Annotated in this window: 12 protein-coding genes; 10 read left to right on the top strand and 2 right to left on the bottom strand. The window is 68.7% G+C overall.

Features of this window, described 5'->3' with window-relative positions; genetic code table 11:
• Window positions 1-108 precede the first annotated feature (108 nt).
• The 4 genes from ACYVKI_RS06165 (at window position 109) to ACYVKI_RS06150 (ending at window position 3,579) form a co-directional block, all read left to right on the top strand.
• Window positions 109-1,002 carry a F0F1 ATP synthase subunit gamma gene (locus tag ACYVKI_RS06165; RefSeq protein WP_460689463.1) on the top strand — a complete coding sequence of 298 codons (894 nt, stop codon included), beginning with the start codon at window positions 109-111 and terminating at the stop codon, window positions 1,000-1,002.
• A gap of 76 nt (window positions 1,003-1,078) precedes the next feature.
• Window positions 1,079-2,536 carry a F0F1 ATP synthase subunit beta gene (gene atpD / locus ACYVKI_RS06160; protein WP_460689462.1) on the top strand — a complete coding sequence of 486 codons (1,458 nt, stop codon included), beginning with the start codon at window positions 1,079-1,081 and terminating at the stop codon, window positions 2,534-2,536.
• 31 nt (window positions 2,537-2,567) lie between these two features.
• A complete protein-coding gene (locus tag ACYVKI_RS06155; protein ID WP_460689461.1) occupies window positions 2,568-2,834 on the top strand; it encodes a F0F1 ATP synthase subunit epsilon in 267 nt (88 codons plus the stop codon).
• Between the two features lie 397 nt (window positions 2,835-3,231).
• The gene (locus tag ACYVKI_RS06150; RefSeq protein WP_460689460.1) at window positions 3,232-3,579 is read left to right on the top strand and encodes a hypothetical protein; all 348 of its coding nucleotides are present in this window, start codon (window positions 3,232-3,234) and stop codon (window positions 3,577-3,579) included.
• A 136-nt stretch (window positions 3,580-3,715) separates the two neighbouring features.
• Here ACYVKI_RS06150 and nucS read toward each other — a convergent pair whose 3' ends face one another.
• Window positions 3,716-4,408: an endonuclease NucS gene (nucS, locus tag ACYVKI_RS06145; protein WP_460689459.1), complete on the bottom strand. Its 693-nt coding sequence runs from the start codon at window positions 4,406-4,408 to the stop codon at window positions 3,716-3,718.
• A 120-nt stretch (window positions 4,409-4,528) separates the two neighbouring features.
• Between nucS and ACYVKI_RS06140 the strand changes: the two genes are divergently transcribed.
• Window positions 4,529-4,849 carry a hypothetical protein gene (locus ACYVKI_RS06140; RefSeq protein ID WP_460689458.1) on the top strand — a complete coding sequence of 107 codons (321 nt, stop codon included), beginning with the start codon at window positions 4,529-4,531 and terminating at the stop codon, window positions 4,847-4,849.
• A gap of 45 nt (window positions 4,850-4,894) precedes the next feature.
• On the opposite strand, the gene ACYVKI_RS06135 is transcribed toward ACYVKI_RS06140, so the two are convergent.
• Window positions 4,895-5,899 (bottom strand): AI-2E family transporter, encoded by a 1,005-nt coding sequence (locus tag ACYVKI_RS06135; RefSeq protein WP_460689457.1) that lies wholly within the window; start codon window positions 5,897-5,899, stop codon window positions 4,895-4,897.
• A 777-nt stretch (window positions 5,900-6,676) separates the two neighbouring features.
• On the opposite strand from ACYVKI_RS06135, the gene ACYVKI_RS06130 reads away from it, so the two are divergent.
• From ACYVKI_RS06130 to ACYVKI_RS06110, 5 genes are all read left to right on the top strand, one after another.
• The gene (locus tag ACYVKI_RS06130) at window positions 6,677-8,935 is read left to right on the top strand and encodes a hypothetical protein (RefSeq protein ID WP_460689456.1); all 2,259 of its coding nucleotides are present in this window, start codon (window positions 6,677-6,679) and stop codon (window positions 8,933-8,935) included.
• A gap of 78 nt (window positions 8,936-9,013) precedes the next feature.
• On the top strand, window positions 9,014-9,973 hold the full coding sequence (locus tag ACYVKI_RS06125) for a tetratricopeptide repeat protein (RefSeq protein WP_460689455.1): 960 nt from the start codon (window positions 9,014-9,016) through the stop codon (window positions 9,971-9,973).
• Between the two features lie 60 nt (window positions 9,974-10,033).
• Window positions 10,034-10,852, top strand: coding sequence for an ABC transporter ATP-binding protein (locus tag ACYVKI_RS06120; RefSeq protein WP_460689454.1), 819 nt, complete (start codon window positions 10,034-10,036; stop codon window positions 10,850-10,852).
• Entirely contained in the window at window positions 10,837-12,426 is a 1,590-nt protein-coding gene (locus tag ACYVKI_RS06115) for a transporter (protein WP_460689453.1), read from the top strand. Before ACYVKI_RS06120 ends, ACYVKI_RS06115 begins: the two co-directional genes overlap by 16 nt.
• On the top strand, window positions 12,419-13,243 hold the full coding sequence (locus ACYVKI_RS06110) for a tyrosine-protein phosphatase (protein ID WP_460689452.1): 825 nt from the start codon (window positions 12,419-12,421) through the stop codon (window positions 13,241-13,243). Before ACYVKI_RS06115 ends, ACYVKI_RS06110 begins: the two co-directional genes overlap by 8 nt.
• Window positions 13,244-13,340 lie beyond the last annotated feature (97 nt).

Raw genomic sequence — 13,340 nt, 5'->3', positions numbered from 1 at the left:
AGCTGACTCCGACTCCGGTCGCCGACGTCGGTGGACGGGCCGGCTCGATGCAGAGCCACTCGTCGCCGACGTCGGCGCAGGAGCCGACCACTTCAGGGAAGGACAAGCATGGGAGCCCAGATCCGGGTCTACCGCCAGAAGATCGCATCGACCTCGTCGATGAAGAAGATCTTCAAGGCGATGGAGCTGATCGCGACCTCGCGGATCGGCAAGGCGCGCCAGCGTGTGCGGGCGTCGCTGCCGTATGCGGAGGCCATCACCCGCGCGGTCTCGGCCGTGGCCTCGCAGGACGACATCGAGCACGTGCTCACGCAGAAGTCGGAGAACCCGACCCGCGCGGCGGTGCTCATCATGACCTCCGACCGCGGTCTCGCCGGCGCCTACTCGACCAATGTGCTCAAGCGCGCCGAGGCGCTCGTCGCCTACCTCCGAGAGGAGGGCAAGGAGGTGCGCCCGTACCTCTACGGTCGCAAGGCCCAGGCGTACTACGACTTCCGTGAGCGGGAGTATGACCACGTCTGGACCGGGGGGACGGACGCACCAGCGGTGGAGACCGCCCGTGAGATCGGCGATGCGCTGGTCGAGCGGTTCGTCCAGGAGACTGCCGAGGGCGGTGTCGACGAGCTGTACCTGGTCTACACCGAATTCAAGTCGATGATCAGTCAGGAGCCGGTGGTCCACCGGATGCTTCCGCTGGCCGTCGTCGAGAAGGAGGTCGAAGCCGAGGACGAGCTGCTGCCGCTCTATGAGTTCGAGCCCACGGCGGAGGAGGTGCTCGACGCGCTGCTGCCGCGCTACGTCGAGTCCCGCATCTACGCGGCGATGCTCGAGGCTGCGGCCTCCGAGCTGGCCGCCCGTCAGCGGGCGATGAAGTCCGCCGCGGACAACGCCGACGAGCTCATCCGCAAGTACACCCTGCTGCGCAACAACGCACGTCAGGCTGAGATCACCCAGGAGCTCACCGAGCTCATCGCGGGCGCCGACGCACTGTCCGCCAGCTAGCAGCCCACGGGGCGGAGCCAACGACCGCCCGAACTGACCGCTTTGACATCATCCAACATCAAGTGAAGTGAGAGAGATGACTGCCAGTACTGCAGAACAGTCCGCTGTGGACGTTCCGTCGGGTGCGACCGGTCGTATCGCCCGGGTCATCGGCCCGGTCGTCGACATCGAGTTCCCGGCCGACGCCATGCCGGAGATCTACAACGCGCTGACCACCGAGGTCACCCTCGGCGGCGAGACGAAGACGATCACCTTCGAGACCGCCCAGCACCTCGGCGACAACCTCGTCCGAGGCATCTCCATGCAGGGCGCCGACGGTCTGGTCCGCGGTCTGCCGGTGCAGGACACCGGTGCCGCGATCTCCGTGCCGGTCGGTGACTCCGTCAAGGGGCACATCTTCAACGTCCTGGGCGAGACCCTGGACATGCCGACTGCGGACCTGGAGGTGGAGGACCGGTGGCCCATCCACCGTCAGCCCCCGAACTTCGCGGCGCTGGAGGGCTCCACCGAGATGCTGGAGACCGGCATCAAGGTGATCGACCTGCTGACTCCCTACATCCAGGGTGGCAAGATCGGTCTCTTCGGCGGTGCCGGTGTGGGCAAGACGGTGCTCATCCAGGAGATGATCACCCGTGTGGCCCGCAACTTCGGCGGCACCTCGGTGTTCGCCGGCGTCGGTGAGCGCACCCGTGAGGGCAACGACCTCTGGGTCGAGATGGAGGAGGCCGGCGTCCTCAAGGACACCGCACTGGTGTTCGGCCAGATGGACGAGCCGCCAGGCACGCGTCTGCGTGTGGCGCTGTCGGCGTTGACCATGGCGGAGTACTTCCGCGACGTGAAGAACCAGGACGTGCTGCTCTTCATCGACAACATCTTCCGCTTCTCCCAGGCCGGCATGGAGGTCTCCACGCTGCTGGGCCGCATGCCCTCGGCCGTGGGCTACCAGCCGAACCTCGCAGACGAGATGGGTGTGCTCCAGGAGCGCATCACCTCGACCCGCGGCCACTCCATCACCTCGATGCAGGCCGTCTACGTCCCCGCCGACGACTACACCGACCCGGCACCGGCGAACGTGTTCGCCCACCTGGACGCGACGACCGAGCTCTCCCGTGCGATCGCCTCGCGTGGTCTGTACCCTGCGGTGGACCCGCTGACCTCGACCTCGCGGATCATGGACCCGCAGTACATCGGGCAGGCGCACTACGACACGGCGACCCGAGTGAAGCAGATCCTGCAGAAGAACAAGGAGCTGCAGGACATCATCGCCATCCTCGGCGTGGACGAGCTCTCCGAAGAGGACAAGATCGTCGTCTCCCGGGCCCGCCGCATCGAGCAGTTCCTGTCCCAGAACACCTACACTGCGGTGCAGTTCACCGGTGTCGAAGGTTCGACGGTGCCGATCAAGGACACCATCGAGGGCTTCACCGCGATCTGCGACGGCGACCTCGACCACATCCCGGAGCAGGCGTTCTACAACGTCGGTGGCCTGGACGACGTCGAGCAGAAGTACGCCGAGCTGCAGAAGAACTCCTGAGTCTTCGGACCTCACGGGGAAGGAACAGATCATGGCTGAACTCGACGTCCAGGTGGTCTCCCAGGACCACGCAGTGTGGTCCGGGAGCGCCAAGGCGATCCGCGGTCGCACCATCGAGGGTGACATGGGGATCCTCCCCGGTCACACCCCCGTGCTGGCGCTGCTGGCCTCCGGTGAGCTGCTCATCGAGCCGGTGGACGGTGCACCGGTGCGGGCACATCTCAGCGGCGGATTCTTCTCGGTCGACTCCGACCGGGTGACCATCGTCGCCGATGACGCCCAGGTGGTGACGGACTGACGCCTCGCGGGCATCGCGAGGACCCGGTCCGGCTCTGCCGGCACCTCTCACTTCACAGCTGAGGCCGTCGTCGGGCTTCCCAACAGGGGAGCTCGGCGGCGGCCTGCGGCGTCTCCGGTGAGCGCGTGGGGCAGAGACGACGGTGTACTGAGGCGCACGACGGATGGATTCAGTCATTCCCCTGGATGCCGAGAGGAGTTACTCCAGTGTGTGGTGCACTGCCTCGCAGGGGGCGTCCCTCGGAGTGTGAGTTTGGTGATCGCCGTGCTCGTCGCGGGTGTGCTGTCAGTGTGCGGAAGCGTTCCGGCCCAGGCTGCACTCTCGAGTGATGGGCCTGACTGGAACAACGCATGCTGAGGAGTGAGAGACCGTGAGCCTCCGTGGAGACGCATCTCGAGTGACTTCGTATGTCGCCTGCCTCGCCATCGCTTTCGGCGCGCTGCTGGCCGTGATCGGATTGGCGCAGGACTGGGCGCTGTGGAGCCTTGTGATCCCTTTGGTGGTGGTGCTGGTCTTTGGCCGCGCGTATGATCACGCGGTCCAGTGGCGAAGGGGTGATGCCGGGGGCGTGGGAGCAGTACGGATCTTCGTAGGCCTGTCGATCCCCGTGGTGCTGGCGCGCGGGTCCGAATTCGCGTCGCAACTGGTGCCGATGCTGTCGATAGTCGCAGGTGTTGTCGTATGGCTCGTGCTGCGACGTCTTGCCACCCGACCTCACGCTGGTCAGGGTCCCGCTCTGGCCTGAAGTCTTCAACCCATGGAAGGCAGTGCCAGGACGCCGGTGAGGCTGTCCTCGAGAGTGTCATCGGCGTCGTGTGCACGGCGTCCGATGCACTGCGCAGGCCGGAGCATCACCTGCTGTGTGGCACAGGGCTCGATGATCAGAAGAGCCGGGACTCGGCGTCGTCGACTCCGCGCAGCTCGTCGTAGTCGAGCACCACACAACGGATGCCGCGGTCTTCGGCCAGTGTGCGGGCCTGAGGCTTGATCTGCTGGGCGGCGAAGATGCCCGCGACGGGGGCCAGCAGCGGGTCTCGATTGAGCAGATCCAGATAGCGGGTGAGCTGCTCGACGCCGTCGATGTCCCCGCGCCGCTTGAGCTCCACCGCGACGGTGCCGCCGGGCCCCTTGGCCAGGATGTCCACCGGGCCGATTGCGGTGGGGTACTCGCGACGGATCAGGCTGTGCCCTTCGCCGAGTCGGTCGATCTGTTCGGCGAGCAGCCGCTGCAGGTCTGACTCCACACCGTCCTTCACCAGACCTGGGTCCGTCCCCAGCTCATGCTGGGAGTCATGATGGACCTCGAAGAGCGAGATGCGCAGCGTGTCGTCGCTCTTGTCCGCGGTGACCGTCCAGACCTCGGTCACGCCGGCCTCGGCCTCCTCCGCATCGGGGGCGGAGACGCGCATCGTCGCGGGTGGCGACATCCAGTTCAACGGCTTGTAGGAGCCGCCGTCGGCATGGACCAGGACGGCGCCGTCGGCCTTGACCATGAGCAGGCGCGTCGCCTGGGCCAAGTGGGCGTTCAGTCGTCCGGTGTAGGTCACGGAGCAGGTCGCAATCACCAATCGCACGGTCGTCGATCCTACCGGGTTCGCCCGGGGTATGCCGCACCGGGTGCGTGGGCGGGTGCGTGGGCGGGTGCGTGGGCGGGTGACCAGGAGGTGGAGAGGAACTCTGCCACAATGGAGTTCATGGGCAAGGGCTCTCGGGGATCACGGCGCGGAGGACGCGGACCGTCCAAATGGCAGCGCGAGGCTCGCCCTCTGGACAGGAGTGTGCTCTCGCCGGGAGGCTTCTCCGCCGGGATCGAATCCCGCCGCGACGGCGACTATCATGTCCGTCGGATCAGCGCCTCCGGCGCCACCAAGGAGTACGTCTGCCCCGGCTGCCATCTGACCATCGTCGCCGGGACGGCGCACGTGGTGGCCTGGCGCGCCGATTCGATCCTCGGCGATGAACATGCTGCCTCGGAGCGTCGCCACTGGCACACCCACTGCTGGAGGATCGCCTGAGAGCTGGCGAGGCGGCCAGGGTGAGAGTGGCCCACCGGCATCGGCTCACCGGCTGTCCTGGTGCGTGATGAGCACCTCACGGATGAGCAGCATGAGGGCGGCCGCCGTCGGGATGGCCATCAGCGCGCCCAGCACCCCCAGCAGGGTGCCTCCGGCGATCACCGAGATCACCGCCACGGCCGCGGGGATCTTCACCGCTCGGGCCATGATGCGGGGGGAGACCAGATAGGCCTCGATCTGCAGATAGACGAAGTAGATCGCCGCGAAGGTCAGGGCCGTCTGCCAGTCGACGGTCAGTGCGACGAGCGTCACCAGGGAGCCGCCCGTGACCGGGCCGACCAGGGGGATGAAGGCCAGCACCCCGACCACGACGGCGAACAGCGCGCCGAAGGGCACACCGGCGATGCTGATGGCGACATAGGCCACCACCCCGTTGAGGAACGCCACACAGGCCTGCCCGATGACGTAGTAGCCCACACCGTTGAGGATCCGCTCGCCCAGGTGCTGGATCCGGGGCCGTCGGGAGCGGGGAACCAAGCGATAGCCCCAGGCCTTCATCGTCGGCAGCGAGGCGAGGAAGTACAGGGCCAGCACGGCCACCACGAGCATCCCGAAGCCGGTGGTCAGCACCGCGGCGCCGACGCCGAAGAGCCCGCCCAACGCGTTGGTGATGTTCGAGGAGTCGGCCACGAAGCGGCTGACTTCGTTGTCGATGATGTCCTGCAGCTGGAAGTCCTCGTCCAGACGGAGGAACCAGGGAGACCGGGAGATGTCATAGACGATCTGTGGGATGGTGGTCACGAAGGTCGACATCTGCTCGGTCACCGCGGGAGCGAGCCAGGCGATGAACGAGGAGACCGTGGTGACGAAGGTCAGCATCGTGACGGTGACACCGGCCGGCCGGGGAAGCCCGACCCTCTCCAGGGCCCGGACCACAGGGTCCAATCCCAGGGCGATGAACAGGGCCGCACCGATCCAGATGAGCAGCTGCGTGTTGGTCTGCCCGATGTAGAAGATGAGCAGAGCCAGCCCCACACCTACGGCGAGCATGAAACCCGTGTACACCGGGCGGGTGGTCTGGGTGAACTGGTGCAGAGCGCGCGGAGCACCCGGGTCCGGCGCCGTCGGATCTGAGGACGGGCCTTCTGCCGTCGTCCCGTCTGGGGGAGCGGCCTCCGGAGGTCCGGCGGAGCCGCCCCCTCCTTCAGCCGGGGCTTCGGTGCTGGCCCGGTCGCTGGCCCGGTCGCTGGCCCTATCGCTGGCCCTATCGCTGGCCCTATCGCTGGCCCGGGCGGCGGGCGGACTCTGTGCTGAGCGGGTGGTCGAGCTGGAGGACTCGCGGGGCCGGCGCGGGACGTCCCCGGCGGCGTCTGGGCCGGGTCGCTCGGTGGCCGGGGGCCCGCACGATTCGGGGGGAAGACCGTGGGCGTCATAGAGGAGGGCCGGTTCATCCGGGTCCACGAGCATCGGGCGCAGCCTGCGGCGCAGCCGGGAGATGCGGCGAGGGCGCGGCTGGGGGTCGCCCACGGGGTGGTCGTCGGTGCCGGATGGCGTGGGGCTCCCCGGGTTCGGGCCCTCGGTCCGGGTCCGGCGACCGCGGGGGGCCAGCCGCCGGAGTCCGCGCTGCAGGAAACTCACAGGACCAGCCTAGTGGTGACCTCTGTGCCCTGTGGGGATGTGGTGCGTGACCTTGCGCCGCGGCAGCGCCACCTCGTCGGCAGAACGTGACCGGATCGTTATGGTGGGCTACCCTAGAGAGCTGGGCCGGGGACGCGGTGTCGTCGGCCCGTCCGTTCATGGGCCCGCCACATCTAAGGACACCCACCTGTGCGTTTCCTGTCTTCTCTTCTCGCCTTCCTGCTCGGGCTGGCCGCACTTGCGGTCGGCATCGGCCAGCTGTCCGTCTGGGCGCCCCAGGAGAGCGCGGTCGCCCAGACGCCTGAACTGCAGGAGGCGCCGCTGACGATCATCACCGATGGCGTCATCGACCCTGAGGAGGGTCGTGAGGAGTTCACCATCGAGGCTGATGGCGACTACACCATCGCACTGGCCCGTCTCGATGACATTGAGGCCTGGGTGGACGACGCCGCCCATGTCCGCATCACCGGCGTGGAGGCCGCCTCCGCCGAGGAGCCGCCGCGCGTGCTCGCCGAGGATGTCGACGGGGAGGAGGAGGTCCCCGACCCCGCGGGATCCGACCTGTGGGTCGCCACTGAGACGACGGAGGGGCCGCTGGAGTATCGCTGGGTGGCCCCCGACGACTCCGGGGACTGGGCTGTGATGATCTTCCGGGATGGGCAGGAGGCGGCTCCGGCGGCAGTGTCCGTCGAGGTCGAACAGCCGGTCGACCGCACGCTCGGCATCGCTCTGCTCGTCGCAGGGGCCCTGCTGATCCTGCTGGCACTGGTGCTCTTCTATCGGGCCATGGCTGCGCGCCGGAAGGAACGTGACGTGCTCGCCGCCGCCTATGACGGCGAAGTGGTTCCCGAAGACTCGGTGGACGCCGAGGGTGACGACGCCGAGCGTGAGGACTCCGACGGCGGGGAAGCCGAGCGCGACGCGGCCGAGGATGTGGAGTCGAACGCGGCGTCGGAGGGTCCGGAGGATGCGGAGGGCACCGCCGAGCAGGAACCTGCGACGCGCGGGACGACGGTCCACGGGACGGTGGACGGCCCCGACGAGGAGTCGACGGACGTCCAGGCAACTGAGTCAGCAGAGGACGCCGAGTCAGAGGACTCAGCAGAGGACGCTGAGTCAGAGGACTCAGCAGAGGACGCTGAGTCAGAGGACGCCGAGTCAGAGGAGACCGAGCCGGAGGACGAGCCGATGCCGCATCAGGAGAGCACCGAGCCGACGGCTCCCGAGGGTCCCGCTCAGGACGGAGAGTCCGGACGGCGCTCGCACTGGTGGCGCAGCTCCTCGGTCGCCGTGCTGGCCGCCGTGGCGGTCACGGCCGGGCCGGGTGTCGACATCTCCGCGGACCTGCAGGCTTCCCCGGAGGAGGCGGAGGAACAGGCCGACGACGCCGATGCTGATGCCGATGCTGATGCCGATGCTGATGAGGACTCGGATGAGGGCACTGCTGAGGACACCGGCGACGAGAGCAGCCCGGAGGAGCCCGCGGGCGACGAAGAGGGCGAAGAGGGCGAAGAGGGCGAAGAGGGCGACTCCGCCGAAGGGGACTCGACCCAGGACCTGCCAGAGGCCGGGGAGTACTCGGTGCTGCTGGAGAGCCAGCTGCAGCGCATCATCGGAGATATCGTGGAGGTCGTGGAGCAGGGCGACGCGGAGCAGGACGCGGACCTGCTCGAGGAGCGCGTCGGCGGCAATGCCTGGGACGTCCGGGAGCTGACCTACCGGAACCAGGAGATCAGCGATGCCGCGCGCCCGGAGCCCATCGGGGCGGAGGTTCTGGCCGCGGCGGTGACCTCGGCCTTCGACTTCCCGCGCCAGGCGGTGGTCATCACCCGGCACGAGGACTCCGAGATCCCCCAGGTGCTGGTGATCGAGCAGGAGTCTCCCCGCGAGAACTACCGGCTGATCCAGGCCGTCATGATGATGCCCGGCACCGAGTTCCCCGCCATCTCCGCCGAGGAGGGTGGCATCGTCCCGGTGGACCCGGAATCGGAGGTCGCCCGCTTCGCCCCCGACTTCGCGATGGTCCGCACCGCGGTCTTCCTCAACAACCGCGAGTACTACTTCGGCTCCCACGTGGCGGAGAATCCGTACATCGAAGACCTGCAGTCCTACCAGGAGGACGTCCGCGAGGAGGCCGCCGACGTCGAGATCAACTACACCCGCCCGCTGGTGGAGGGGAGCACCACCGCTCTGCGCCTGCCCGACGGGTCAGTGCTCGCCGTGGGGTCCTTCGACTCCACCATGCAGCTGCGCCCTCGGGAGGAGGGCGATCAGATCATCTTCGAGGACGAGACGCTCGCGGAGCTGGCCGGGACGGACTCGACGACCGCGGATGCGGACGTCATCAACCGTGAGTCGATGATTCTTCACATCCCGGCCGGGGAGGAGGACGACGTCGTCCTGCTTGGTGTGCACGATATCGTGAGTGATGTGGACATCCTCGACTGACCCTGTGCTGCCGACCAGCAGGTCGGACCGGGAGATCAGTCGTGTCGGACCAGCAGCAGTGATGGAGGAGTGAGCGCTGTGACCCAGCCAGGACCTGAATCTGAGACCGGAGCAGGGACGCCGGTGAACGCACGCGGTGCGGTCGACCTCTCGCAGCTGGCCGGAGCCGGAGGCCCAGATCCGCAGCCCGGGCAGCCGGGTGGGCAGCATGCCGCCGGAGCTGACAGCTGGGTGGTGCAGATCCAGCCGGAGCAGCTGCAGCAGATCGTCCAGCTCTCCGCCCAGGCGCCGGTGGTGGTGCTGATCCATGGGGAGGACGACGCCTCCCAGACCATGCGCTCTGCACTGGCCGACCATGTGGACGCCCAGCAGGGGAGGGTGCTGCTCGCCGAGGTCGACGCCTCTGCCAGCGACGAGCTCGCCCAGGCCCAGGGCGCGGACCAGATTCCGGTGGCCACCGCCTTCATCGGAGGTCGTCCCGTGGGCGAGTTCGACTCGACAGTGCCCGCCGACCAGCTGGGTCAGGTCGTCACCGAGATGGTGCAGCTGGCCACACAGAACGGCATGACCCAGAAGCTTCCCCCGCAGAGTCGGCGGGCCGGCGCGGCCGGTGAGGAGCCGGAGCTTCCCCCGTTGCACCAGAAGGCGCACGACGCCCTGGAGAACGGCGACCTCGACGCCGCGATCGCGGCCTATGACGAGGCGCTGCGGGAGAACCCGGGCGACACGGATGCCTCGATCGGTCTGGCCCAGGTCCGGCTGATGAAGCGCACCCAGGGTGTGGACCTCCAGCAGGCCCGCACGGCGGCCGCGGAGGCTCCGGACGATGTCGACGCGCAGATCGCCGTGGCCGACGTCGATGTCCTCGGTGGTCATGTGGAGGACGCCTTCGCGCGGCTGATCAGTTTCATCCGGGGGCATGTCGGCGAGGACCGAGAGAAAGCCCGCGCCCACCTGGTGGAGCTCTACTCCATCGTCGGAGACAGCGATCCGCGGGTGAACAAGTCCCGGCAGCAGCTGGCCCGGGCGCTCTTCTGAGCCGTCGGATCATCCTCGGGGGTGATGTCGGGGGCGCCGGCGCCGACTAGCCTGAACGGCATGACGGACTTCGGAGACTCGACACTTCACGCTCAGTCCCGGCCGCGCGAGGCCTCCGGCACCACCGGGCCACCCGCGCTCCGCCTGCAGGGGCTGACCAAACGGTTCGGGGACACCGCCGCCGTCGCCGGCCTCGATCTCGAGGTCCCGCGGGGCTCGTTCTATGGATTCGTCGGACCCAACGGCGCGGGGAAGACCACGACGCTGTCCATGGCCACCGGGCTGCTGCGCCCCGACCACGGCCGCGCCGAAGTCGGCGGCATCGACGTCTGGGCCAGTCCGCTCCAGGCCAAACGCCGTATGGGTGTCCTCGCCGACGGCGTCATGCTGTTCAACCGGCTGACTGGCGAACAGCTGGTCACCTACGCGGGCCTGCTGCGCGGCATGGACCGGGAGACCGTCGCCGGACGCACCGCTGATCTGCTGCAGGTGCTGGGGCTCACCGAGGCCGCAGATCAGCTGGTCGCCGACTACTCCGCAGGGATGACCAAGAAGGTCGCTCTGGCCACGGCGATGATCCACGCCCCCGATCTCCTCGTGCTGGACGAACCGTTCGAAGCGGTGGATCCGGTCTCCGCCCGCACCATCCGTGGGCTGCTGGACAGCTACGTGGACTCCGGCGGCACCGTCATCCTCTCCAGCCATGTGATGGATCTGGTGCAGCGCATGTGCACCCACGTCGGCATCATCGCCGAGGGCCGTCTGCTGGACTCCGGCACAGTGGACCAGGTCCGCGGCCCCGGCGACCTGGAGAGCCGCTTCGTCGAGCTCGTCGGCTTCGAAGGCGGGGAACAGGAGCTGTCATGGTTGCGACTCTGATCCGACTGAAGCTCGCGCAGTCGGCCAACGGCTTCAAGCGCTCGGCCTGGCAGGTGGTCGGGACCCTGGTCGTCCTGCTCTACGGGTTGGGCGTCACGTCCCTGGTGGTCACGTCTCTGGTGGTCGCCGGCTCCCCGGAGTTCGGCATGGACACAGACCTGCGCCATATGTACTCGGTGCTGACCGGGGCGGGAGTCATCCTGCTGTGGATGCTGGTCCCGCTGTTCCTCACCGGTGGGGACGCCGTGATGGACCCGAAGCACTTCGTGACCTTCGGGCTGCCCCGGCGCACCCTCATCCTCGGGCTCATGCTGTGCGGCCTGGTCTCGATCGGCACAGTGCTGACCCTGCTGTGGCTGGTGGGTCACGTGCTGTATTGGCGCGCCGAGCCGGCCGCGATGCTCACAGCCTTGATGGCGGCACCGGTGCTGCTGCTCACCTACGCGCTGGTCGGTCAGGCGCTGGTGACCGCCGCCAGCGCCTGGCTCGACGGACGCCGCTTCCGCGACCTGACGGCGATCCTCGGACTGGCGCTGGCCATGCTCGCCTGGCCGCTGGTCATGACGGCGCAGAACGCCTTCGGCAGCCTCGTCGACGCGATGCCGACCCTCGCCGAGGTCCTCTCCTTCACCCCGCTGGGAGCGGGCACAGCGCTGCCGGGCGACGTCGCTCGGGGAGACTGGGGAGCACTGCTGATCCATCTGCTGATCCTGGCGGCCACGATCGTGACGGCGGTGCTGGTCATCCGCGCGGGTCTGGTCACCCTCACCGAGCGGCCGCGGGCGCCGAAGGCCCGGCGTCGATCAGGCCAGCAGGGCAGGCTGGGACTCTTCGCCGTCCTTCCGGACCGCCCCTGGGGCGCCGTGGCGGCTCGGGCGATGACCTACTGGATGAAGGACCCCCGCTACGGCGGGTCGCTGGTCGTGGTCCCCGGCATGGTGATCCTCGCGGTCGTCCTGCACCTGCAGACCGGGCAGACCGGATTCCTGTATGCGCTGGGCCCCTTCCTGGCCTTCACCCTGGGGTATGCGATCTCCGCGGACGTTTCCTACGACCATACGGCGTTCAGCCTGCATGTGACCGCCGGGATCCGTGGGCTCGACGATCGGCGCGGTCGCGCGGTCGGGCTGCTGGTGTTCGCACTGCCGGCGACCCTGCTGGCTGCGGTCATCCCCGCGGCCGTCGCCGGAGGCTCGCTGCATGTGCTGCTCACCGCCGGGCTGAGCGTGGGCGCCCTGTTCACCGCAGTGGGAGTCTCCTCGCTGGTCTCCGCGCGGTTCACCTATCCGGTGCCGCGGCCTGGGGAGAGCCCCTTCAAGCAGCCGCAGGGCTCATTGGGGCGGGTCATGGCGGTGCAGCTGCTCTCGATGCTGGCGATCGTGGTGCTGATGCTTCCCGAGCTCCTCGGATGGATCATCTGGCTGGTCACCGACGTCCCGTGGATCGGGGTGCTCACCGCCGTCGTCGCCGCAGGCAAGGGGGTGGCTCTGCTGCATGCCGGAGTGGTCCTGGGTGCGCGCGTCTATGACCGCAGCCAGCCCGAGCTGTTCCAGCAGGTGCGTGCCCATGCCTGAGTCGCTCACCGCTGAGGCGTCCCCACCGGAGCGGGACCGGGCGTGCTTCGGGGGCGCCCCCTTCGCCCGACTTCCCGTCTCGCGCCTGCAGAACCTGCGGGACCTCGCCCGCCTGCCGGTGGCGGGAGGCGTGGTGCGTGAGGGGATCCTGTGGCGTGCCGACGACGTCGCCCTGGCCGCGTCGGAGCAGCTCGCCGAGCTCGCCGCGGCCGGCCTGCGGACTGTGGTGGACCTGCGCTCCGTGGAGGAGAGCCGCCATACGGGCCCGGGGCTCGCCGCGGACCACGGGATCCGGTGTCACCATGTGCCGCTGACCCAGGAGGTCGCCGCCCCTGAGGCGATGGCTGCGGTGATGGAGCAGACTCGCCGCCCTGAGGGCGTGGGTCGCTGGTACGCCTGCCTGGTCGACGATCGCGCCGCGGAACTGGTCGAGACGCTGCGGATCATCGCCGGGTCCGCCGGCGGCGTCGTGGTGCACTGTGCCGCCGGCAAGGACCGCACCGGTGTGGCCGTGGCCGCGGTGCTCGCGGCCCTGGGTGCTCCGGCCGACGTGGTCGTCGCCGACTATGCGCGCTCCGACAGCAGAGTCCCCGCGGTGCTCGCCCGGCTCCGGGCGGCTGGGCATGTGGCTGCTCGGGTCGAGCAGATGCGAGCGGTGGACGGTGAGCACGCGATGCTGCGCGCACCGGCGGCCAGCATGGAGGCGATGCTCCGCCAGCTGGACGGGGTGGCGGGCCTGCGCCGCCGATTGGAGGCCGCTGGGATGGACCCCGAGCTCCAGGAGAGGCTGCGCGACAGGCTGGTACGCGGGGCATGAGGACGCTGCGGCGAGCCTCCACGATGACCGCGGCCCGGCCGGGACGGTAGAATGGCTGCCATGATGGTTCACCAGCCCAGTGTCAGCCTGACCAGTG

The sequence above is a fragment of the Nesterenkonia suensis genome (genome assembly GCF_054782935.1).
Note: the sequence above shows the minus strand (reverse complement) of the source record. Positions and strands in the feature narration are given on the sequence as shown.